18 protein-coding genes are annotated in these 22,555 nt (G+C 71.4%); 10 read left to right on the top strand and 8 right to left on the bottom strand.

Features of this window, described 5'->3' with window-relative positions:
- The first annotated feature begins 9 nt into the window (after window positions 1-9).
- The 3 genes from ACWCSV_RS08575 (at window position 10) to ACWCSV_RS08565 (ending at window position 5,167) form a co-directional block, all read left to right on the top strand.
- Window positions 10-885, top strand: coding sequence for a carbohydrate ABC transporter permease (locus tag ACWCSV_RS08575; RefSeq protein WP_390961611.1), 876 nt, complete (start codon window positions 10-12; stop codon window positions 883-885).
- A gap of 220 nt (window positions 886-1,105) precedes the next feature.
- The gene (locus ACWCSV_RS08570) at window positions 1,106-2,710 is read left to right on the top strand and encodes a glycoside hydrolase family 13 protein (RefSeq protein ID WP_451139852.1); all 1,605 of its coding nucleotides are present in this window, start codon (window positions 1,106-1,108) and stop codon (window positions 2,708-2,710) included.
- Between the two features lie 51 nt (window positions 2,711-2,761).
- Window positions 2,762-5,167 (top strand): discoidin domain-containing protein, encoded by a 2,406-nt coding sequence (locus ACWCSV_RS08565; RefSeq protein ID WP_451139850.1) that lies wholly within the window; start codon window positions 2,762-2,764, stop codon window positions 5,165-5,167.
- A 105-nt stretch (window positions 5,168-5,272) separates the two neighbouring features.
- On the opposite strand, the gene ACWCSV_RS08560 is transcribed toward ACWCSV_RS08565, so the two are convergent.
- From ACWCSV_RS08560 to ACWCSV_RS08550, 3 genes are all read right to left on the bottom strand, one after another.
- The gene (locus ACWCSV_RS08560) at window positions 5,273-5,845 is read right to left on the bottom strand and encodes a YbhB/YbcL family Raf kinase inhibitor-like protein (protein ID WP_451139848.1); all 573 of its coding nucleotides are present in this window, start codon (window positions 5,843-5,845) and stop codon (window positions 5,273-5,275) included.
- Window positions 5,842-6,405, bottom strand: coding sequence for a cysteine hydrolase family protein (locus ACWCSV_RS08555; RefSeq protein WP_451139846.1), 564 nt, complete (start codon window positions 6,403-6,405; stop codon window positions 5,842-5,844). Before ACWCSV_RS08555 ends, ACWCSV_RS08560 begins: the two co-directional genes overlap by 4 nt.
- A gap of 140 nt (window positions 6,406-6,545) precedes the next feature.
- Window positions 6,546-6,986 carry a MarR family winged helix-turn-helix transcriptional regulator gene (locus ACWCSV_RS08550; RefSeq protein ID WP_451139844.1) on the bottom strand — a complete coding sequence of 147 codons (441 nt, stop codon included), beginning with the start codon at window positions 6,984-6,986 and terminating at the stop codon, window positions 6,546-6,548.
- 304 nt (window positions 6,987-7,290) lie between these two features.
- Between ACWCSV_RS08550 and ACWCSV_RS08545 the strand changes: the two genes are divergently transcribed.
- The gene (locus tag ACWCSV_RS08545) at window positions 7,291-10,074 is read left to right on the top strand and encodes a glycosyl hydrolase (RefSeq protein ID WP_451139842.1); all 2,784 of its coding nucleotides are present in this window, start codon (window positions 7,291-7,293) and stop codon (window positions 10,072-10,074) included.
- A 314-nt stretch (window positions 10,075-10,388) separates the two neighbouring features.
- Here ACWCSV_RS08545 and ACWCSV_RS08540 read toward each other — a convergent pair whose 3' ends face one another.
- Window positions 10,389-11,429 (bottom strand): LacI family DNA-binding transcriptional regulator, encoded by a 1,041-nt coding sequence (locus ACWCSV_RS08540; RefSeq protein ID WP_451139840.1) that lies wholly within the window; start codon window positions 11,427-11,429, stop codon window positions 10,389-10,391.
- 253 nt (window positions 11,430-11,682) lie between these two features.
- Here ACWCSV_RS08540 and ACWCSV_RS08535 point away from each other — a divergent pair, with 253 nt between their 5' ends.
- Window positions 11,683-13,347 (top strand): beta-1,3-glucanase family protein, encoded by a 1,665-nt coding sequence (locus tag ACWCSV_RS08535; protein ID WP_451139838.1) that lies wholly within the window; start codon window positions 11,683-11,685, stop codon window positions 13,345-13,347.
- Window positions 13,348-13,416: 69 nt separating this feature from the next.
- On the opposite strand, the gene ACWCSV_RS08530 is transcribed toward ACWCSV_RS08535, so the two are convergent.
- The 4 genes from ACWCSV_RS08530 to ACWCSV_RS08515 form a co-directional block, all read right to left on the bottom strand.
- A complete protein-coding gene (locus tag ACWCSV_RS08530; RefSeq protein WP_451139836.1) occupies window positions 13,417-14,607 on the bottom strand; it encodes an MBL fold metallo-hydrolase in 1,191 nt (396 codons plus the stop codon).
- Window positions 14,608-14,713: 106 nt separating this feature from the next.
- Entirely contained in the window at window positions 14,714-15,154 is a 441-nt protein-coding gene (locus ACWCSV_RS08525) for a PPOX class F420-dependent oxidoreductase (RefSeq protein WP_451139835.1), read from the bottom strand.
- 92 nt (window positions 15,155-15,246) lie between these two features.
- Entirely contained in the window at window positions 15,247-16,266 is a 1,020-nt protein-coding gene (locus tag ACWCSV_RS08520; RefSeq protein ID WP_451139834.1) for a DUF6745 domain-containing protein, read from the bottom strand.
- Window positions 16,267-16,351: 85 nt separating this feature from the next.
- On the bottom strand, window positions 16,352-16,678 hold the full coding sequence (locus ACWCSV_RS08515; RefSeq protein ID WP_451139832.1) for a hypothetical protein: 327 nt from the start codon (window positions 16,676-16,678) through the stop codon (window positions 16,352-16,354).
- A gap of 280 nt (window positions 16,679-16,958) precedes the next feature.
- On the opposite strand from ACWCSV_RS08515, the gene ACWCSV_RS08510 reads away from it, so the two are divergent.
- From ACWCSV_RS08510 to ACWCSV_RS08490, 5 genes are all read left to right on the top strand, one after another.
- Entirely contained in the window at window positions 16,959-17,915 is a 957-nt protein-coding gene (locus tag ACWCSV_RS08510; RefSeq protein WP_451139830.1) for an STM4015 family protein, read from the top strand.
- Window positions 17,915-18,946 carry an STM4015 family protein gene (locus ACWCSV_RS08505; RefSeq protein ID WP_451139828.1) on the top strand — a complete coding sequence of 344 codons (1,032 nt, stop codon included), beginning with the start codon at window positions 17,915-17,917 and terminating at the stop codon, window positions 18,944-18,946. Before ACWCSV_RS08510 ends, ACWCSV_RS08505 begins: the two co-directional genes overlap by 1 nt.
- Window positions 18,927-20,135: an STM4014 family protein gene (locus tag ACWCSV_RS08500; RefSeq protein ID WP_451139826.1), complete on the top strand. Its 1,209-nt coding sequence runs from the start codon at window positions 18,927-18,929 to the stop codon at window positions 20,133-20,135. The genes ACWCSV_RS08505 and ACWCSV_RS08500 overlap by 20 nt, the downstream gene beginning before the upstream one ends.
- Window positions 20,136-20,298: 163 nt before the next feature.
- The gene (locus tag ACWCSV_RS08495) at window positions 20,299-21,105 is read left to right on the top strand and encodes an STM4013/SEN3800 family hydrolase (protein ID WP_451139895.1); all 807 of its coding nucleotides are present in this window, start codon (window positions 20,299-20,301) and stop codon (window positions 21,103-21,105) included.
- 7 nt (window positions 21,106-21,112) lie between these two features.
- Window positions 21,113-22,555, top strand: a complete 1,443-nt coding sequence (locus tag ACWCSV_RS08490) for an STM4012 family radical SAM protein (protein ID WP_451139824.1) — start codon at window positions 21,113-21,115, stop codon at window positions 22,553-22,555.

Genomic DNA, 22,555 nt, shown 5'->3' with positions numbered 1-22,555 from the left:
AAACGACAGATGTCCACACGCACGCTCATCTCGCCGGCCCAACTGGCCCGGCCCCGGGGCAAAGCCGTCTACTGGGTGGTCTTCGCCCTCGTCATGGTCCTGTTCACGCTGGTCTTCCTCGGACCGCTGTACTGGATGGTGTCCGGGGGGCTCAAGTCCACGCAGGAGGCGGTGCAGTCGCCCCCGACGTTCTTCCCGTCGACACTGACCCCCTCCAACTACTCCCGCGCCTGGGAGGTGATGGACCTCTCCCGCCTCCTCTTCAACACTCTGTACTACGCGTTCGGGGCGCTGGCCTTCCAGCTCGTGCTGGACGTCGCTGCGGCCTATTCGCTCTCCCGGCTGCGGCCCGTCTTCGGCAAGGCGATCCTCGGCATGATGCTCGCCACCCTCATGATCCCGGCGACGGTGCTGGTCGTCCCGCAGTACCTCACGGTGCTGGACGTCCCCCTCGTGCAGCGCAACCTGCTGAACTCGCCGTGGGCCATCTGGCTCCCGTCGGTGACCAACGCCTTCAACATCTTCCTGCTGAAGAGGTTCTTCGACTCCATACCGAAGGAGTTGCTGGACGCCGCCTCGATGGACGGGGCCTCGCCGCTGCGCACCCTGCGCTCGATCGTCCTCCCCATCTCCCGGCCGATCCTCGGGGTGGTCTCCATCTTCGCGGTGGTCGGGGTGTGGAAGGACTTCCTCTGGCCGATGCTCACCCTGCCCGATCCGGCCATGCAGACCCTGAACGTCGGCATCTACTCGCTCTCCAACGGTGTACCGGAGAACGTGCTGATCGCCGCCCTCACCATCGCGTCCCTGCCGACGCTGCTCATCTTCCTGCTCTTCCAGCGGAACATCATGAGCGGCCTCACCGCGGGCGGCCTCAAGGGCTGACCCGGTCCGGCCGCCCCGGTCGGTCCGGGGCGGCCGGTGCCGCACGCCCGCACGCCCGCACGCCCACACGCCCGCACGCGCTCCTTCCCGCACGCCCGCGCGCCCGTACGCACGTCGCGCACGCACCTCCCGAAGCCACTCCATGAAGCCTCCGCCGCCGGCCGTGACCGCACGCCCCGCTGTCCGGCCGGCGGCGGACCCTGCCCGAAAGGACCCTCACGTGGCAGCCCCTCTTCCGGTACCCGCCGACGACTGGTGGCGCAGCGCCGCCATCTACCAGGTGTACCCACGCAGCTTCGCCGACGGTGACGGGGACGGTACCGGGGACCTCGCGGGCGTCCGTTCGAGGCTGCCGTACCTCGACGAACTGGGCGTCGACGCGATCTGGTTCACACCGTGGTACGTGTCTCCGCTGGTCGACGGCGGGTACGACGTCGCGGACTACCGCACCATCGACCCGGCGTTCGGGACGCTCGCCGAGGCGGAGAAGCTCATCAATGAAGCCCGTGAGTCCGGCATCCGGGTGATCGTCGACATCGTGCCGAACCATGTGTCGGACCAGCACGCCTGGTTCCGGGCGGCGTTGGAGGCCGGTCCGGGCAGTCCCGAGCGCGAGCTGTTCCACTTCCGCCCGGGCCGGGGCGAGGACGGCGAACTACCGCCCAACGCCTGGCCCTCGCAGTTCTCCGGGCGCACCTGGACCCGGGTGCCGGACGGGGAGTGGTACCTCCACCTGTTCACCCCTGAGCAGCCCGACCTCAACTGGGCGCATCCGGAGGTCCGTCGGGAGCACGAGGAGATCCTGCGCTTCTGGTTCGAGCGCGGGGTGGCGGGCGTACGGATCGACTCGGCCGCGCTTCTCGCCAAGGATCCGGCCCTCGCCGACTTCGTGGAGGGGGTGGACCCTCATCCGTACATCGACCAGGACGAGTTGCACGACATCTACCGCTCCTGGCGGGCCATCGCCGACGAGTACCAGGGTGTCTTCGTGGGTGAGGTCTGGCTGCCGGACTCCGAACGCTTCGCCCGGTACCTGCGCCCGGACGAGCTGCACACCGCCTTCAACTTCAACTTCCTGTCCTGCCCGTGGCGGGCGGACCGGCTGCGGCGGTCCATCGACGACACCCTGGCCGAGCACGCGCCCGTCGGCGCTCCGGCCACCTGGGTGCTGTGCAACCACGACGTGACCCGGACGGTGACCCGCTACGGCAGGGAGGACACCGGGTTCGACTTCGCCACGAAGGCGTTCGGCACGCCCACGGACCTGGTGCTCGGCGAGCGGCGGGCGCGTGCCGCCGCGCTGCTGACGCTCGCGCTGCCCGGATCCCTCTATCTGTACCAGGGCGAGGAGCTGGGCCTGCCCGAGGCGGACATCCCGCTCGACCGCATCCAGGACCCGATGCACTTCCGCTCCGGCGGGACCGATCCGGGGCGGGACGGCTGCCGGGTACCGCTGCCGTGGAGCGCGGACGCCCCGTACAGCGGTTTCGGTTCGCGCGCGGAGCCGTGGCTGCCGCAGCCCGAGGGCTGGGAGGCGTACGCAGTGGACCGCCAGAGCGGTGACCCCGGCTCGATGCTGTCGCTCTACCGGGAGGCCCTGCGGCTGCGGCGCGCCACGGAGGCGTTCCGGAGCGAGCCGCTGACCTGGCTGCCCTCCGGCGAGGGCGTCCTCGCCTTCCGGCGTGGCCCGGACCTGATCTGCGTCGTCAACCTGGCGACGGAGCCGGCGGAACTCCCCGCCCACACCGATGTCCTGCTCGCCGGCGGCCCCCTGGACGACCGGGGCCGCCTTCCCCAGGACACGGCGGTGTGGCTGCTGGCCTGATCCAGCCGCCTCACCGCCGTCCAGATGTCCCCCCACAGGAGGTTGTGCACCATGAGCGTGACAAGAGCCGCATCCGGCGGACGGTCCGTGACCGCCCTGCTGGCCTCACTCGCCTGCACCGTGGCCCTGGGTACGGTGGCCGCCCTCACCGGGGGCGGCGCCGGCTCGGCGGCGGCGGCCGAGGCGCCCGTGCTCTCCCCGTTCGCGGTGGCGGGGCGCGGCGCGCAGGTGCCGTTCACCGAGCTGGAGGCGGAGAACGCCGCGACCACCGGCTCGCCGATCGGCCCCGACCGTACGTACACCACCCTTCCCTCCGAGGCCTCGGGGCGGCGCGCCGTACGGCTCGACGCTCCGGGCGAGTACGTCGAGTTCACCCTCACCAAGCCGGCCAACGCCATGACGGTGCGCTACTCCGTGCCGGACAACGCGGCGGGTACGGGCATCACCGCGCCGGTCGCGCTGAGTCTGGACGGGACCAAGCTGAAGGACCTGGACTTCACGTCGAGGTACGGCTGGTTCTACGGCTCGTACCCGTTCACCAACACCCCGGGCAGTCAGCCGCACCACTTCTACGACGAGACCCGGACGCTCTTCGGGAAGACCCTGGCGGCCGGTTCGAAGGTGCGCATCACCCTTCCCTCCACCTCCGCAACCCCGTGGGCGGTGGTGGACCTGGCCGACTTCGAGCAGGTCGCGGCCCCGGTGACCCGGCCGGCCGGGTCGCTCTCGGTCACCGACTACGGAGCCGACGCGAGCGGTGCGGCGGACTCCACGTCGGCGTTCCAGCAGGCCGTCGACGCGGGCAAGGCGCAGGGCAAGGAGGTGTGGATCCCGCAGGGCACCTTCAGGCTGACCGACCACGTGGTGGTCGACCAGGTCACGCTGCGCGGCGCCGGGCCCTGGTACAGCGTGCTGGGCGGCCGTAACCCCACCGACCGGAGCCGCGCGGCGGGGATCTACGGCAAGTACGTCTCCGGCGGCGGTTACGGCGGCGGGGTCCGCCCGTACGAGTCCGGCGGGCCGAGCCGGAACGTCACGCTCAAGGGCTTCGCCCTCATCGGCGACATCACCGAGCGGGTGGACGAGGACCAGGTCAACGCGATCGGCGGTGCGATGAGCGATTCCGTCGTGGACGACGTGTGGCTGCAGCACACGAAGGTCGGCGCGTGGATGGACGGGCCTATGGACAACTTCCACATCCGCAACAGCCGCATCCTGGACCAGACCGCGGACGGGGTGAACTTCCACTGGGGCGTCACCCACTCGTCCGTGGAGAACACCTTCCTGCGCAACCTCGGCGACGACGGCCTCGCGATGTGGTCCGACACGAAGGCCGACACCGCCAACGCCTTCACCGGGAACACCGTGGTGGCCCCGATCCTCGCCAACCACGTGGCGATCTACGGTGGCAAGGACATCTCGGTCACCGACAACGTCCTCGCCGAAAGCCTCACCAACGGCGGCGCCCTGCACGTGGGCAACCGCTTCCCGGGTGTCTCCCCCGGTCAGGGCACCGACGTCCAGGGCACCTTCACCCTCGCCCGCAACACCACCATCCGGGCGGGCAACACCGACTACGGCTGGCCCTTCCCGATCGGCGCGGTCTGGTTCGACGCCCGCAACAGCCCGATCGACAAGGCGACGATCAACGTCACCGACACGGACATCCTGGACAGTTCCTACGCGGCCATCCACTTCGTCTCCGGGACGACGAAGAACGTCAACTTCAACAACGTGAACATCGACGGCACCGGGACCTTCGCGCTCCAGTTCAACGATCCGGCGCAGCTGTCGCTGACCAATGTCCGCGCCACGAACACCGGCTTCACCGACCCCGTCTACAGCTGCCTCGGCTCCTCGCTGGCGCTGACCCAGGGCACCGGCAACTCCGGCTGGAACGCCAAGCTCCCGGCGACCTACTGCGGCCCGTGGCCCACCGCGAACTACGACCACGGCACCTCGCCGACACCCACCCCGACCCCGACTCCCACGCCCACGCCGACGCCGACGCCCACGCCCACCGGTCCGACGCCCGACCCCGGCCGGAACCTCGCCCTGGGAAGGCCCGTCACCGCGACCGGGTACGCGGACGTCTACGCCCCGGCGAAAGCCGTCGACGGTGACGCCAACTCGTACTGGGAGAGTGTCAACCGGTCCTTCCCGCAGTCGCTGACCGTAGATCTGGGAGCGGCGACCACGGTGGGGCGGGTCGTCCTCAAGCTGCCGTCGTCCTGGGAGGCGCGTACCCAGACCCTGACGGTCCTCGGCAGCGCCGACGGGTCCTCGTTCACCACGCTGACCGCGTCGAAGGACTACCGTTTCGACCCGGCCTCCGGCAACAGGGCGACCGTGACCCTGCCGGCCGGCGCCGCGCCCCGGTACCTGCGGGTCACCGGGACCGCGAACACCGCCTGGCCCGCCGTCCAGGCCTCCGAAGTGGAGGCGTACCTCTCCTGACCGTCCCGCACTCTCCCGGCGCTCCCGCGTCGTGACCGTCCCTCTCCGCCCGCCCGTGGTCCCGGACCGCGGGCGGGCCGTCGTCTTCGCAGGTCGCCCCTGGGGTCAGCGCTCGTAGACCCCGGTCAGCCGGGCGCGGCCGAGGACCGGCGCGGTGACACCGGCCAGCAGGGAGCGCGGGCGCGCCCGGTCCACCGGTGCGGCACCGGGCACGTCACCGACGGACGTGGCGAGGGCGTAGAGCTGGAAGACGTAGCGGTGCGGCCCGTGGCCCTTGACGGGCGCGGGGCCGTGGTAGCCGCGCCCGACGGTGGACCGCAGCGGGCGCACCCCGGGGCCGGGCCTCTTCGCCGCCAGCGCGCCGGGCGGAAGGTGTCCGGTCGCCGGGTCGATCAGCGCGACGCAGTGCACGGCGGGTCTGGCCATGGGTACGTCGACGTCCTCCACGACCAGGAGGAGCTGCGCGGTACCGGCCGGGAGCGCGTTCCACTCCAGGTGCGGGGAGAGGTCCTCGCCGCCGACGTGCTTCGCGCACTGGGCCCGCGGCAGGGCGCCGTCGGGGTCGAAGTCCTCGCTGGTGAGGGTGAGCAGCTCGGGGCCCTGGAGGTTGGGGAGGTTCCACGACAGGTGGTCCTCGCCGGCCCGGCGGTTGCGCAGGAGCCGGCCCAGCAGCGTCATCGGGTGGCCTCGACCATGGCGACGACCTCGGCGGCGGTGGCGGTCTCGCCGAGTCTGGGGAACACCCGCTCCACGCTGTGGCGGTGGTCGCCCTCCACCCGGTCGGCCATGGCGTCGGTGGCGAGGACGACGTGGTAGCCGTGGTCGGAGGCAGAGCGCGCGGTCGACTCGACGCCCGCGCTGGTCGAGATCCCGGTGAGGACGACCTGGGTGACTCCCAGGTCCCGCAGGAGGGTGTCGAGTCCGGTGTCGTGGAACGCGCTGCGCCGCCGCTTGGTGATCAGGTGGTCGGTCGGCCGGGCGTCGAGTTCGTCGATCAGGTCGGCCCAGCCGGGGGCCGACGGCACGCCGGCGCCCGGCCGTGCGCCCTCGGTACGCCCCGGGGCCCGCCCGGTGACGTTGACCAGGACCACGGGCAGGCCGTGCCGGCGGAACGCGGTGGCCAGACGGGCCGTGGGCTCGACGACGGCCGCGATCGCGGGTCCGGCGCCTTCGAGGAAGCCCTTCTGCAGGTCGATCACGACGAGCGCGGGGGTGGGGTCGATGGTGGTCAGTGTCACGGTGGTCGTCTCTCCTGTGCGTGCCGGCCGGTGGCCGGGGCCGGTCCCGGACACCGTCCCGACGGGGCATTCGGGCCGGTTCGGGCGGTCTGCGGGCCGGTTCGGCGGCTGCGCGGGGCCGGTCCTGCCGGTGTCGGATGTCAGATGTTCCGGGCCAGCCGGTCCAGCAGGGGCGCCGCCGCCGCAAGCCGGTCCAGCTCGTCCTGGGTGAACGCGCCGCCGGTCAGCGCCTGGGCGATGAGCTCGGTCCGGGCGTTCCGCTTGTCCTTCAGCGCCTGCCGTCCGGCGTCGGTCATCGTCAGCACCGCCCGCCTGCCGTCCTCCGGATCCGGGCGGCGTTCGACCAGGCCGCGGGCGCGCAGCCCGGCGAGTGTCGCCCCCATCGCCTGTGCGGTGATCTGTGCTTCCCGGGCCAGCGCGGAGGAGGTGGTGGGCCCCGAGCGGTCCAGCAGCGACAAGGCGGTCCGCTCGGGCATCGCGAGTCCGCCCTCGACGGGTACATGGCGGACCCGCCGTACCAGCACGCTGATACTCGCCAGAAGGGCCGCGGCGACTCCGTCCGGAGCCAGGTCGTCGTTCACACAGTAAGGCTACTTTATCAATCTGCCTTACCGCATTCGCCCCTCTCCGGCACCGGGGACGCACCCAGCAGACGGCCCAGAGTCGGCGATCCAGGACATGAGAGCGCTCTCAACACTTCGCCGCAAGCCGCCCCACACCCCCTCCATCCGCCAGAAGTCGAACACAGGGATGCGTGCACGCTCCCTCAACTACCGTGCGTGTCACTTCTATTGACACAAAGGTTTCAGAAGTTTTACGTTCCTTGGCATCTGAGAGCGCTCTCGAAAGCGCTTCGTCCCCCTCCTGACTTCGAGGTGCTTCCCCATGCGAGCCTCCCTCGTAAGACCCGCCGCCGCGATGGCCCTGGCCGTCGCCCTGGCCGCGGTGGGCCTGGGCCCCGCCGCGTCTCCTGCGGCGGCGGCCACGATCACCGCGGGCGCCGGCAGTTACACCGACACCCGCCCGGCCGGAACCTCCGGGCCGACCAACAACACCGGCGCTCCGGTCACCCCCAAGCTGACCGAGGCCGCCAAGAACAAGCCGGTCCCCACCAACGACTGGTGGACCTCGCTCGCCTACCAGCGCTACGGCGACAACCCGTACTCCACGCCGATGTACGGCCACCCGCTCACCTACCAGGCCACCTCCGGCGGGCTGGAGATCGGCTACCCGACCACGCCCTCGATCGTCGGGGACGGCCGCCAGTACGAGTACGCGCACAAGGCCGACCTGACCCTCGGCCTCAGCGGCCTCAACTCGCCCGACACGAAGGCCGACGACTGGTCCGACTGGACGGTCACCCCCTACTGGTCGGACGGCACCCGCACGCTGCGCACGACCATCGGGCACGGCCTGCCGTTCGTGTACGCCAAGGGCTCCGGCGGCAACGCCAGCATCACCACGGCGAGCACCCCCACCGTCTTCGCGGACAACGGCAACGTCCTCGGCATCACCGTCGCCGGGCACAACTACGCGCTGTTCTCGCCGACCGGCACCGACTGGACGGTCTCCGGGTCCACCATCACCGCTCCCCTCGGCGGCAAGGACTACTTCTCGCTCGCCGTGCTGCCGTCCACCGACGCGCTCGCGACGTTCCGGAAGTACGCCTTCAGCTTCGTCACCGGCTCCACGGTGTCCTGGTCCTCCTCCGGCGGCACGGTCCGGGCGACGTACAGCCTCACCACGGAGGCGAAGGAGGGCACCGAGCGCGGAACGCTCCAGGCGCTCTACCGCCACCAGTGGCTGCACACCTCCGACGCGCTCACGGGCTACACCTACGTGTCCCCGCGCGGCACCATGAAGGTGCGGGAGGGCACCTCCTTCACCACCAGCCAGAAGAGCTCCGGCGTGGTGCCGGCCCTTCCCGCGGTCAGCGGTGTCGACACGGCCCGGCTGACCACCTACCTCAACGAGGTGGCGAACGCCTCCGACCCGTTCTCCGGGGCCGCCGACACCTACTGGACCGGCAAGGCGCTCGGCCGCCTGGCCCAGCTGGTGCCCGTGGCCGACCAGATCGGCCAGACCGGCATCCGCGACAAGATGCTGGGGCTGCTGAAGGCCCGGCTCCAGGAGTGGTTCACCGCAGGCGGCGCAGCCGAGTTCAGCTACGACAAGGACTGGAAGACCCTCATCGGGTACCCCGCCTCCTACGGCAGCGACACCGAGCTGAACGACCATCACTTCCATTACAGCTACTACGTGTACGCGGCGGCGATCATCGCCCAGTACGACCAGGCATGGGCAGCCGACTCGGCCTGGGGGACCATGGTCAAGAACCTGATCCGCGACACCGCCAACCCGAGCCGCACGGACAGCGCGTTCCCCTTCCTGCGCGGCTTCGACGTGTACGCGGGCCACAGCTGGGCCTCCGGGCACCAGGGCTTCGCGGCGGGCAACAACCAGGAGTCCTCCTCCGAGTCGACCAACCTGAGCGCCGCACTCGTCCTGTGGGGGTCGGCGACCGGTGACAGCTCGCTCCGCGACCTCGGCAGCTTTCTGCTGACCACCGAGTCGGAGGCGATCGAGCAGTACTGGTTCGACACCGACCAGCAGGTCTTCCCGAGCTCCTTCAGCCACGACACGGTCGGCATGGTCTGGGGCAGCGGCGCCGCGTACTCCACCTGGTGGACCGCGAACCCGGAGGAGATCCACGGCATCAACACCCTTCCGATCACCGGCGGTTCGCTCTACCTGGGCCGCGACAAGGCCACCGTCAAGCGGAACCTGGCCGAGATGGAACGGGAGAACGGCGGCCCTGCCGTCGAATGGCGCGACCTGCTCTGGGAGTTCGAGGCGCTGGCCGACCCGGCCTCCGCGAAGGCCAAGTGGGACGCGGGCAACGCGGGTTACACCCCCGAGGCGGGTGAGTCCAAGGCGCACACCTACCAGTGGATCACCACGCTCGACAGCCTCGGCGCCCCCGACATGAGCATCAGCGGGGACATCCCGACCTCTGCCGTCTTCGCCAAGAACGGCGTCAACACCTACGTCGCCCACAACTACGGCACCACCGCCCGCACCGTCACCTTCACCAACGGCGCGACCCTCTCCGTACCGGCCCGCTCCACGGCCACCGGCACGGGTACCGGCGGCGGCACTACCGACCCGGACCCGGGCACGGGCACCTCCACCGGGAACACGTTCCGGCTCAAGTCCGGCGGCACGCTCACCACCGCCACGGACGGCGCCGCCGGAACCGACACCATCGCCTCGGCGGACGGCGTCAACCGGGACGGCACTCCGTACAAGCCGACGACCTACCAGATCAAGAACGTCAACGGCACGCTCTCCTCCGGCGCCTCCACCTCGTTCAGCCTCCGGGTCGACGCGGGCACGGCGGTCGGCCTCGCCCCGCAGGTCAGGGTCAGCTACGACCTCACCGGCGACGGCACCTTCGACCGGACGGAGACCTACCGCTACTTCGCCACCGACCCGGTCGCCGGGTGGGAGGGGTACACCCAGGCCGTAGGCGCCCAGGCGACCACCGGCACCCTGGGCAACCTCACCGGCGGAACCGTCCGCCTGGAGATCTGGAACGCCCTGGGGAGCAGCGCCTCCCAGGTGCAGACCGGCACGGACGCGGCGGTCCTGAAGATCCCGTACGTCTGATCCCGTACGCCTGATCCCGTACGTCTGATCCCGTACGTCTGATCCCGCAGGCCCGATCCTCTGCGCCCCGTCAGGGGGCAGGAGCCCCCGCAGGCGCCGCATCACGCGCCCGCGGGGGCTCCTGTCCGCGTCCGGCGCTTCGACCTGGCGGCCGGCGCGAACTCCCCACCCGGGACGCTTTCGTGAAGGAGTTTCGTGAAGGAGTAACGCACCCTCCCCGCCCGACCGGACACCGCGGTTCGGCTCCGCCGGATCCGACCGGCTCCGGGGTGCTCGTCAGACTCTGCGGAGTCCGGCCAGTCCGCCCACTCCGGTCAGGACGAGGCCCGCCGGACGAGCGTGGTCGGGGTGATCACCGAGTCGGGCGCCTCGGTCCCCTTGCGGTCCCGGTCCAGGCCGCGCAGCAGCAGCCTGGCCATGAGCCGCCCCTGGCCCTCGACATCCTGCCGCACGGTGGTCAGTGGCGGTACCGTCGCCTCGGCCACCGACTCCATGTCGTCGAACCCGACCACGGCCACCTGGCCGGGCACCGCAATGCCGCGTTCGCCCAGGACCCGCAGGGCGCCCGAGGCCATCAGGTCATTGGCCGCGAACACCGCGTCCAGGTCGGGCCGCCGCTCCAGCAGCTCCTCCATCGCCCGAGCCCCGGACTCCACGGTGAACCCGCCCTCCGCGACGAGCGTCGGGTCCACGTCGAGCTGGATGTCCCGGTAGCCGTCGAACCGGTCCAGGGCCGAGGTCTGGTCGGGCGGTCCGCCGATGTACGCGATCCGCTGCCGCCCCAGATCCCGCAGGTGCTGTACGGCGGCCCGCGCCCCGCCCCGGTTGTCCGCGTCCACGTAACTGGCGGTGCGCTCGCCGGGAGGCGTGGTCCAGCTCGGCCGCCCGCCGTAGACGGTCGGCAGCCCGGCGCGCCGGGTGATCGCGGGCAGGGGGTCGTCGGTGTGCAGGGAGAAGGCCAGGGCTCCGTCGACGTGCCCGCCGGAGAGGTACCGCTCGATCCGGCCGAAGTCGCCCGGCCCTTCCACGATCAGCAGCACCAGCTGGGCGTCGTTTTCGGCCAGTTCCTTGCTGATGCCCCGGAGCTGACGGGAGAAGAAGGGATCGGAGAAGATGCGTATCTCCGGCTCGGCGATCACCACGGCCACCGCCCCGGTACGCCGGGTGACGAGGGTACGGGCCGCGTGGTTCGGGATGTACTGGAGTTCCTCGACCGCCTGGCGCACCCGGTCCACGAGAGGCTTGCGCACACCGTCGCCCCCGTTGACGACCCGGGACGCGGTGGCCCGGGAGACGCCCGCACGCGCCGCGACGGCTTCCAGGGTGGGCCGGGATCCTGGGGACTGCTCGGGCAAGGCGGTCGCTCCTCAACGCTGGTCGGCGGCGCGGGAGGTAGGGCCACCGGGTCGCTCCCACCCTAGCGCCGGGGCCGCCCGGAAGTGGTGTCGCGGGGAGCCCTGGTTGAGAGCGCTCCCAAACTCGTCCTGTTTCCTTCGGCGCATCCCTTGACCCTCATTGGTCCAGCCCAATAGCGTCACGTTCGCCTCCGGGCAACACCCCCACCCCGTCATGGTTCTGACGGACCGTCACCCCCTTTTGGGAGGGTCAGTGGTCTCTCGACGTTCCTTCCTCGCCGCGGCCGGCGCGACCGCCGCCGCCGCTACCGTCCTCTCCCCCCTGTCGCCGTTCACCTCCAAGGCTTCGGCGGCGAGCGCCCCACTCCCGGTGTCGCTCCAGAACAATTCAGGCAACAACACCGTATACGCATACATCTCCGGTACGGACAGCAGCGGCTGGCCGGTGTTCGTCTCCGCGAACGGCGCCCTGAACCGGCTGCCGAACCCCTCGTCGGCGGTGACCCCGATCGCCGACTACTCCATCCCGCTGGGCGCCTCCGGCTCGGCGGCGACCAAGGTGAACCTGGCAGGCTTCATCATCGGCGGCCGGGTCTGGTTCTCGGTGGGCCAGAAGCTCAAGTTCTTCGTCAACCCGGGCACCGTACCCGGCGTGGTCCAGCCGGCCCTGACCAGCTCAGACCCCAACTGGTCGACGAACTGGACGTTCTGCGAGTTCACCTTCAACAGCGCCAATCTGTACGCCAACATCTCGTACGTCGACATGGTCGGCCTGCCGGTCTCCATGTCCAGCACCGGCAGCTCCGGCACCCAGACGGTCAGCCCGCTGCCCAACGGCGCACTCGCCTCCATCGCCTCCGGCCTCCAGTCCCAGCACGCCGTCGACGGTGCCCCCTGGGACAAGCTGGTGGTCAACGACTCCTCCGGCGGGGTACTGCGCGTACTGGCGCCCTCGCACTCCCCGGTGGACTTCGGCAACTACTGGGACGACTACCTGAACCGGGTGTGGAGCCATTACGCCACCACCCCGCTGACCCTGAACGGCCAGGGCAGCATCGGCTCGTACACCGGCACCGTCTCCGGTGGCGCCATCGTCTTCTCCGGCCTGAACACCAACGGAGTCCCGTTCACCAAGCCCAGTGCCGTCGACATCTTCGGCTGCGCCTCCGGTCCGCTCTACAACTCCGGCGGCGACGCGCGGGGCGCCATCGCGGCCCGGCTCTCCGCCGCGCTCAACCGCAGCAGCCTGCTGGTCGCCGGCGGCAACAACAACCCCGACGGCGTGTCCCCGTCCCAGTACTACACGGACCCCATCACCAACCACTACGCCCGGCTCGTCCACAAGTACGCCAGCATCGGCTACGCCTTCCCGTACGACGACGTCGGCCCCACCAACTCCGCGCCCGTCGACGGCCACATCCAGGACGGCAACCCCACGTCCTGGACCATCTCGCTGGGCGCGGGATCGGGTTCGGGCTCGAATCCGGGTGGCGGCACGGGCACCGGTACCAGCGCCTACGGCACCATCCAGGCGGAGTCCTACTCGGCGCAGAGCGGCACCAGCACGGAGACCACCACCGACACCGGCGGTGGCCAGAACGTCGGCTACCTCGCCAACGGCGACTGGCTGAAGTTCTCTTCGGTGGACTTCGGTTCGGCCTCGCCGAGCCAGTTCAAGGCCCGGATCGCCTCGGGCGCCGCCGCGGGCGTGAGCGGCGCGATCAAGGTACGGCTGGACAGCACCAGCGGCACGCAGATCGCCGAGATCGACTTCGGTAACAACGGCGGCTGGCAGGCATGGCAGACCGTCCCCGCCAACGTCGTCGCCTCCGCGACCGGAGTCCACGACGTCTACCTGGTCTTCTCCGGCAGCACGTCCGACTTCGTCAACCTCAACTGGTTCACCTTCACCCACTGAACCGGCCACCGCGCCGGTGGGCCCGGTGCCCCGGCCGTCGTCGACGGCCGGGGCACCGGGCCGCGCGTGTCACTCCTCCGTGACGAGTTCGAGGGCGCCGCGGGCCCCGTCCTCGGGCATGTCGGGCGCGGGCCACTCCTGGTCGGGGACGTGGCCCACGGTCCGCCACCACGGCTCGGTCGGCAGTTCCCCGGACGGCTCGAAGGGCTGCCCCGGAATGGGGAAGGCGCCCGGCTGGCCGACCGCCGCCGCCGCTTCCCTGGTCCACTCGCCGGGCTCGGCCCAGGCGTGCGGGGCCAGATTGAAAGTGCCCCAGTGGATCGGCATCAGGACACCGTGAGGGCGGCCGCCCTGGAGATCCAGATGCGCGCGGAGCCCCTCGGCAGGCGTCATGTGGATGTCGGGCCAGAACTCCGCATAGGCACCGATCTGGATCATCGTGACGTCGAACGGGCCGTGCTCGGCCCCGATCTCGCGGAACCCGGGGAAATAGCCGGTGTCGCCGCTGTGGTAGATCCGGTGCTCGGGCCCCTCGACGGCCCAGGAGGCCCAGAGGGTGTGCTGCCCGCTGCGCACGCCGCGTCCGCAGAAGTGCCGCGCGGGGGTCGCCGTGAGCCGGATGCCCGCCACCTCGGTGCTCTCGTTCCAGTCCAGCTCACGCAGCCGCGAGGGCGACACGCCCCAGTGCTCCAGATGGGCGCCGACGCCGAGCGGCACGGCGAAGACGGTGTCCGTACGGGCCAGGGCGCGGATCGTCGGCAGGTCCAGGTGGTCGTAGTGGTCGTGGGAGATGACGACCACGTCCACCGGCCCGAGCGCTTCGAGCGAGAGCGGCACGGGATGAAGCCGCCTGGGGCCCGCGAAGGGGAACGGGGAACAGCGCTCGCCCCATACGGGATCGAAGAGCACACGGCTGCCGTCGATCTCGGCGAGAACGCTGGAGTGACCCATCCAGGTCACCCGGAGGCCCGAGGCCGGGGGCCGGGCCAGGTCGGCGTAGGTCGTGGCGTACACCGGAATGTTTCCCTGCGGTGCCCTGCGTGCCCGTTGTTCCTTGTTGAAGTAGATCTTCGCGAGCTCCACCGAGGAGCCCGAAGGCAGGGTGCGGGCCGCCACCGGGTTCTGGAACGCTCCGTCGGCGAAATGGGGCGAGCGACGGATGCGCTCCATCCGGGCCCCCGTGGGGTCGGCCCCGAACGCGTCGGCACGCATCGAGCGCAGGCGGGTGCGGAGGGGGGTCAGAAAGTCGGCGCCGGTCACAGCATCTCCTGGGGAGTCGGTCTCTTCCTATTATGTGCGGGACGTATGCCCGCGCGAGGGTCGGGCACCGTGCCCCGGACCTGCCCGGCTCCCCACTCGTATCGCGTCAGGCACCCGGCTGCCCGTACACGTGCTCGATGTGCAGGGTGAGGACGACCCTGCGGTCCCGCACCATCGCCTGCCGGTAGTCGTCCCAGTCCGGGTGCTCGCCGAGGACGTCCCGGTAGAGAGTGATCAGCGCCTCGACGGTGGCGTCCTGCGGACCGGCGGCGGGAGGAGTCAGCTCGGCAGTCCCGTCCACGACGGTCCACGCGCGCCGGTTCTCGCTCGTCACGTGGAAGCTCGCCCGGGGATCGCGGCGCAGATTCCGCGTCTTCGCCCGGTCCTCCGTCACCGAGACCCGGATCGTCCGGGCCTCCGCGTCGTAGGCGTGGTTGACGTTCGACAGCTGGGGACGGCCGTTCTTCCTCAGTGTCACGAGCACCCCGTCGTGCGAGGCACCGACGAGTCGCAGAAGGTCTTCCTGTGTACGGTCGAGAGACGTCATGCACCCTCCAACGTGCCCGCGCCCCCCAAGATTCCGCCGACGGGCCGGCGGCACGATCCTCTGCCGACGGTGGCGCGCGCAGCCACCCTCCGTCACGTCTGGCGCACCGGCGCGTACTGCTCACCCCCGAGCCCGAAGGTCCAGGCGACCCCGTCCTTCGCCGTGCGGGTCGACGGCGGCACCCGCAGCCAGTAGGTGCGGTGGGTGCCGTCGGGTTCGGGGGTGGAGTTGACTACCTCGACCATCACGACGTCCTCGTCCCCGGAGAGCGGGATGCGCCAGAGAATGCCCGTCTCGTCCCGGTGGACCGGCTCCGCCCCGGATTCCTCCAGGTAGCGGTCGTAACCGAAGTGCTCCAGCATCACGCGCCGCAGCTCGGCGTTGGCCTCCTCGCGTATCCGCCCGGGGGTCAGGTCCGAGAGCTCCTCCAGGAAGGCGGCCGGCACCGGCATGCCGCGCCAGGCGTGGAGGGCGAAGCCGTCCGGGTAGGCGAGCGCCGGGCCGTCCCCCCGGTCGAGGCGGCCCGCCTCGTCGCGGTGGAGCACCTCGGGGCGTTCGGCGACGACGACCGCGTTCTCGTAGGGCCACCACCAGCCGGCGTTGCGCGCCACCTCGGCCAGGCCCGCCAAGCGCTCGCTGTCGTCGAAGGCGGCGAGCCACGCCGCGTCGTGCTGCCCGAGCACCGCGTCCAGCAGCACCAGCCGCACCGCCGTCTCGTCCTCGGGACGCGCGGCGAGCTCGGCCACGACACCCGCGCGGATGCGCTCGGCGAGGGCGGCGGTGGTCTCCCACAGCTGCGCACCGGTGGCCGACCAGAGCGCGGCCCAGCCCATCGCCCCCAACTCATCGTATTTACGCCGTCGTTCGTGCCCCCAGGGGCGGGTGCGCACCTCCTCACGCACCGACTTCCCGGCGTCGGCGAGCTTCTCCACCGCCTCCACCGCGGCCCTGGGCGAGTCCACCCAGACGATCCGGCCCGGCTCCGCCAGGCCCGCCGTGCGGTAGGCCAGGCGAATGCCCTCTTCGGCCGCCGCCCGGTCGGCGCTTCCGGTGGCCGAGGCCACCGCCCGCCACGAGGTCACGTCCCGCGTCATCATTCCCGTCCCTGCCATCTCTGTTCCCCGCTCCTGTTCTTGGTCTCGCCCCGGTGCGTCCGCGGGCGCGTCTTTCCCTCCGGGCCGCGCCGGTGATCGTCCGTCAGTCCGCCACGACACGGAACGCGCCGGGAACGTACTCCCGCTGCCGCACGACGCGGAACCACCCCTTGGGCAGCGCGATCGGGGCGTGTTCCTCGTGCACGACCCGCCCACCGCCGGGGAGGTGGAGCAGCATCGGTCCGAACGTCCCCGATTCGCGTATCAGCCGGCCGGGCCCCTGAACGGCGTGCGCGTGTCCGGTGACCTCGCCCAGCGCCAGCACCAACCGGCCCCGTCCGTCGCGCAGTTCACCCGGCGCCTCCAGGAACGGTGCGGGCACCTCGGACTCCTCGACCGCCATGATCAGCACATCGCCCTGCCGGTACACAGACGTCTCCCCTCCGGTGCGGCGCCCCGTGCGCCGAACCCTGTGGAGAACGCTAGGAGGTGGGTCTGACATCGGGGGTCCGCAGGCCCTCGGTCTCATGTCCAGCACCTTCGTGACCACCGGCTTCGCGCAGATCGGCTCGTGACGCCCCGCGGCTGCGACGGCACGGCATCATCTGCCGGACGACGGCGAGACCCGTCCCGGATGAGGCGCTGTCAGTGGCACTTGATAGACCTTGCGGCGGCAGACAGACGTCCCCAGCACACCGGAGCTTCGGGTCATGACCATTGCGAACCACCTGAGCGAGCTGCACGGCCTTCCCGCCGTCGACTTCGAACCCCCTGCCGAGGGGCGCTCGCTCCCGGAGGCCGGCGCCGTGGCATGGCGGCTCCGGGTCGACCCGTACGGGGACGAGCCGGACACCTCGTGGGAGGAGCTCTTCGAGCAGTTCCTGAAGACGGTCGATCCCTCAGGTGTTCGGGCGCTGATCATCGGCCAGTGGGGCGAGGTGTACGACTGCGACTCCGCGTATCCGGCAGGTCTGGTGGCCGCCGCCGCGCACCGGCTGTCCTCTCTCGAAGCCGTGTTCGTCGGCGATCTGGTCCTGGAGGAGGCGGAGATCTCCTGGATCGAGCAGTCGGACGTGACGGCCCTGCTCGACGCCTTTCCCCGGCTCGTGGAGCTGGGCGTGCGGGGCGGCACCGGTCTTGTCTTCCCGCCGGTGCGGCACGGGGCGCTGCGTTCGCTCACCATCGAGTCGGGGGGCCTGCCGGTCCAGGTGGTGCGCGGCGTGCTGGACAGCGAACTCCCCGCGCTGGAGAAGCTCGACCTCTGGCTCGGTGTCTCCGCGTACGGCGGTGACACGGAGCTCACGGACCTGGCGCCCCTGCTGTCCGGTACGCGCTTCCTGGCCCTGCACCATCTCGGCCTGCGCAACAGCGAGATCCAGGAGGAGATCGCCGGGGCGGTCGCCTCGGCTCCGGTGGTCGCGCGCCTGCGCACCCTGGACCTGTCGAACGGTGTCCTCGGCGACGACGGTGCCGCGGCTCTGCTCGAAGGCCAGCCGCTCACCCATCTCGACACCCTCGACCTCCACCACCACTTCCTCAGCGAGGCGATGGAGCAGCGGCTCACCGCCGCGCTGGAGCCGCACGGCGTCCGGCTCGACCTGTCCGACCGCAACAAGCCCTGGAACGACGGCGGTCGCCAGAACCGGTACACGGCGGTGGCGGAATGATGAACCTCGCGACGGACATCGAGCACCCGGAGAGCTTCCACGGCCTGCCCGTGTACGTCCTGCCGGCCCCCGGCGGGACGAAGCCTGGTGAGGCGACGCCCGGGAGCGCGGACGGGAGAACCCCACCGGCCGGAGGCCTCCCGGCGGCGGACGCGGTCGCCTGGCGGCTCGAGAGTGCCTGGCAGGACGATCTCGACTTCCCCGTCCTGTGGCGGCACTTCCTGGACTCCGTGGACACCTCGCGGGTCCGGGCGCTGCTGATCGGACCCTGGTGGGAGAACGAGTACACCCCTCTCACGCAGGTGGTCGAGCTCCTTTCGGCCGACGCCGCCCGTCTCCCCTCCCTGCGCGCGCTGTTCCTCGCCGACGTGGAGAGTGAGGAGTGCGAGGTGTCGTGGCTGCAACTGTGCGACATCACTCCGGTCCTGGAGGCCTGCCCGCTCCTGGAGGAGCTCGTCGTCCGGGGGTGCGGCACGACGGGGCAGCCCGAGGACGGGGAGACTCTCCGGCTGCGGCCCGTGCGGCACACCTCGCTGAAATCGCTCCGCTTCGAGTCGGCCGGGCTGCCCGGCCACGTCGTACGGGCGGTCGCCGCCTGCGAACTGCCCGCACTGCGCACCCTGGAGCTCTGGCTCGGCTCCGACTGGCACGGCGGGGACGCCACGGTCGAGGACCTGGCTCCACTGCTGTCCGGCGGAGGGCTGCCTGCGCTGCGCCACCTCGGGCTGCAGAACAGCGTCGTCCAGGACGAGATCGCCGCTGCCGTGGCGTCGGCGCCCGTCGTCGCCCAGCTGGAGTCACTGTCGCTGGCCATGGGCACGCTGAGCAACGCGGGTGGCGAGGCGCTGCTGGCCGGGCAGCCTCTGTCGCACCTGTCGCGTCTCGACTTGCGTCACCACTACCTTGACGAGGAGATGCTCCTCCGCATGAGAACGGCCTGCGCGCCCGCCCTGGTGGACGCGGATCCGGGTGACGCGTCGGACTTCGATCCGGACGAGGGCGATGAGCGGTATGTCGCGGTCAGCGAATAGCCCGGGGCGGGGACGGAGCCGGGGACCGCGCTTCGCCGTGGTCGGCAACCCGCTCAACCGCCGGGTCGTCTTCTTCCGGGAGGCGGTGCGCGCCGCCGGTCTGCCGGAGGCGCGGGTCGTGCCGTGGCTGGACGTCCTGCGCGGCCGGGCGCACTTCCTGCCCGGCGAGTCGGTGCGTCTGGACTCTCCGGGCGAGGAGTTGGAGGTCGAGCGGCTGCTGCGCGGGGTCGGCGATCCGACCCGCGTGGAGGGCTCGGCCCTCTGGTACGCGAACTTCCTCACGGCCGTACGTACGGTGGCCGCCGAGGTGGCGGCAGCGGGTGGCGAACTGCTGTGCTCTCCGGACGAGTTGGCCCAGGTGTTCGACAAGCGGCTGTGCCATGCGGTGCTCGACGACGCAGGCGTGCCCGTACCCGCCTCGCCGACCTCGGGAGCTTCCGCGGTCCCGGTCCGGGGCTGGGACCACGTACGGGAGCTGATGCGGGACCACCGCATGCCCAGGGTGTTCGTGAAGCTGGCGCACGGCTCCTCGGCCTCCGGGGTACTGGCCCTGGAGACGGCCGGCCCCGGGCGGGTCCAGGCCACCACCTCGGTGGAACGGGACGAGCGGGGACGGCTCTTCAACTCCCTGCGGGTGCGGCGGTACACCACCGAGCGGGAGGTCGCGGCCCTGGTGGACACGCTCGCACCGGACGGGTTGCACGTCGAACGCTGGCTCCCCAAGGCCTCGCAGCAGGGCCGGTCCGCCGATCTGCGGGTCGTGGTGGTCGCGGGCCGTGCGACGCACGCAGTCGTGCGGACCAGCCGCTCCCCCATGACCAATCTCCATCTCGGCGGGGCCCGCGGCGATCTGGACCGGGTCCGTGAGGCGGTGTCCTCGGCGGGCGGGAGCTGGTCCGAGGCACTGGCCCTCTGCGAACGCGCGGCCGCCTGCTTCCCCCGGACCCCGTGCGTGGGGGTCGATCTGCTGCCCGCGACCGGCTGGCGGCGGTTCGCCGTGGGCGAGGTCAACGCGTTCGGAGATCTGCTCCCCGGTCTGACCGGCCTGCCGGACAGCGGCGCCGAGGGCCAGGACACCTACGCCGCACAGGTCGCCGCCGCCCTCCGGACCCGCGCGGACGACCCCACGAGCACCGACAACGCATCTGACGAACGAGCAAGGAACGACCGTGCCACCGCAGCCTCCTGACCCCGCGCCCCTCGCGACCGGCACACCCGCCACGGCCTCCACCGCCCGCACCGGCGCGGCACCCCTGGTCGTCACCTCGCCGTCCACCACGGCACCCACGAGCACGGCACCCGCCGGCACCGTCCCCTTCGACACCGCCGCCCATGACCACGACGTACCCGACATGAACGCCGTCGTCGGCAGTCACGATCTGCTGCTCGTCACGCTCGACACACTCCGCCACGACGTCGCCGTCGAGCTCGCGGCGGCGGGCCGCCTGCCGAATCTCGCCCGGCATCTCCCTGGTGGTCTCTGGGAGAAGCGGCACGCGCCCGGCAGCTTCACGTACGCCTCCCACCAGGCGATCTTCGCCGGATTTCTGCCCACCCCCGCCTCGCCCGGTCCCCACCCCCGGCTCTTCGCGGCGCGCTTCGCCGGCAGTGAGACGACGGCCGGCCGGACCTTCGTGTACGACTCCCCCGACCTGCTGCGCGGTCTGGAAGCCGTCGGCTACCGCACCGTGTGCGTCGGCGGTGTCGGCTTCTTCAACCGGCAGCCGCCCCTGGGTTCGGTGCTGCCCGGCCTCTTCGCGGAGAGCCATTGGGAGCCGGAGTTCGGCGTGGCCTCTCCGACTTCCTTCGAGGCGCAGGTCACCCGTGCCGAGGAGGTCGTGGCCGCGCTCCCGGCCGGTCAGCGGCTCTTCCTCTTCGTCAATGTCTCGGCGCTCCATCAGCCGAACTGGTTCCACCTGCCCGGCGCGACCGCCGAGGCCGGTGACTCGCGCGCCACCCACGCGGCGGCGCTGGAGTACGTGGACCGGCATATCGGCAGGCTCTTCGCGGCGGCGAGCAGTCGGCGCCGCTGCTTCGCCATCGTCTGTTCCGACCACGGCACCGCCTACGGCGACGACGGGTACACCGGTCACCGGCTCGGCCACGAGGCCGTCTGGACGGTTCCGTACGCCCACTTCTTCCTCGAACCGGGGGCCTGACCCGACCATGACCACCACTCTCCCCACGGCCCCGGCCGCCACCCCCGCCCCGGCCGGAACGCCCGCCACCGGCGCCACCGAGCGGCCGTACCAGAGCTACGTCTACGCCTACCCCCACAAGACGGCTTACGAGAGGCTTCGCGACCGCCCCGCCCTGCGCGAGCTGTGGGCCGGAGAGAACAAGGACTCCCTCCAGCTCTACGCCCACATACCGTTCTGCGAGGTCCGCTGCGGCTTCTGCAACCTCTTCACCAGGATCGGCGCTCCCGACGGGCTGACCACCCGCTACCTCGACGCGCTCGACCGGCAGGCGACCGCCGTACGGGACGCGCTGGGCGACGACGGGCCCGTACGGTTCGCCGCCGCCGCGTTCGGCGGCGGTACGCCCACCTTCCTGACCGCCGGTGAGCTGGAACGGCTCTGCGACATCGCGGAGAAGAGGATGGGCGCGGATCTGCGCGCGGTGCCGCTGTCCGTGGAGACCTCCCCGTCGACGGCGACCGCGGACCGGCTCGCCGTGCTCGCCGACCGGGGGACCACCCGCATCAGCATCGGGGTGCAGAGCTTCATCGACGGCGAGGCCCGGTCGGCGGTCCGCCCGCAGCGCCGGGCCGACGTCGAAGCGGCACTCGGCCGCATCCGCGAGACCCGGATACCGGTCCTCAACATCGACCTGATCTACGGCATCGACGGGCAGACCGCACGGAGCTGGCTCGCCTCGCTGGACGCCGCCCTGGCCTGGCGCCCCGAGGAGCTGTACCTCTACCCGCTGTACGTGCGCCCCCTGACCGGTCTCGGCCGCCTCACCGGTGAAGCCGGCACCGAGGCGGGAGCCGCGGCGGACGCCGCCTGGGACACCCAGCGGCTCCACCTCTACCGCACCGGCCGGGACCACCTCCTGGCCCACGGGTACGAACAGGTCTCGATGCGGATGTTCCGTCGCACCGACGCCTCCCAGGAGGGCCCCGACGACTACGCCTGCCAGACGGACGGCATGGTCGGTCTGGGGTGCGGCGCCCGCTCCTACACCTCGTCGCTGCACTACTCCTTCGACTACGCCGTCGGCATGGGGCAGATCCGCGGCATCATCGACCGCTTCACCACCACCGAGGACTTCTCCCGGGCTGAGCACGGTCGGCGCATCGACGGCGACGAACCCGAGCGCCGCCATCTCCTGCAGTCGCTGCTCCAGGCCGCCGGGCTGCCGCGCGCCGAGTACCGGCAGAGGTTCGGCAGCGATCCCGTGGACGACTTCCCCGTGGAGCTGGCCCGCTTCACCGAGCTCGGCTGGCTGGACGGTGACAGCGGCAGCACCGGCGAAGGCGGCACCAGCACCAACGCCGGCCTCCTGCGGCTCTCCCCCGAAGGGCTCGCCCATTCCGACGCGCTCGGCCCCGCGCTCTTCTCCCCCGCCGTGCGCGCCGCGATGGCCGCGTACGAGGCGAAGTGA

It is taken from the genome of Streptomyces sp. NPDC001770 (assembly GCF_053596135.1).
Note: the sequence above shows the minus strand (reverse complement) of the source record. Positions and strands in the feature narration are given on the sequence as shown.